This window comes from Bacillus sp. SIMBA_008 (assembly GCF_046535495.1).
Taxonomy (GTDB): Bacteria; Bacillota; Bacilli; order Bacillales; family Bacillaceae; genus Bacillus; species Bacillus subtilis.
The window spans coordinates 1-371 of record NZ_JAWRWL010000097.1 but is presented as its reverse complement, the minus strand read 5'-3'; the positions used below and the strand labels follow the sequence as shown (position 1 = coordinate 371).

The 371-nt window shown below is 74.1% G+C and carries 1 protein-coding gene; it reads right to left on the bottom strand.

All coding sequences use genetic code 11. From position 1 onward, the window contains the following. Positions 1 to 371, bottom strand: a 371-nt coding sequence (locus tag SB658_RS22320) for a MaoC/PaaZ C-terminal domain-containing protein (RefSeq protein WP_410602391.1), incomplete at both ends; no start/stop codon positions are given.

Genomic DNA, 371 nt, shown 5'->3' with positions numbered 1-371 from the left:
GGAGATCACGGAAGCCCCGTCTCGACGCAGCTCGAACGCGCCGTCCGGCCAGGACTCGACCTCGAGCGCGTCGCCCGGGACCACGGGTCCGCTGAAGCGCCCCTGCAGCGCGGTCAGGTCGGCCGGATGCGCCCCCTCCTCCGCTGCGAGCACGAGCGTGGTCGCAGCGAGCGTGCACAGCCCCTGCAGGATGGGGGTCGGCTGCCCGATCCGGGCGGATGCCGCGGGGTCGATGTGGATGTGGTGGCGGTCGCCGGTCAGCCGGTACAGCGCCGCCTGGGTCGGGAAGGTCCGCACTACGGACCTCGTGCCCTCCGGTCGCTCCTCGGATGCCGGGAGTGCAGGCCCGCGCTCTCCGCCGAAGCCGCCGA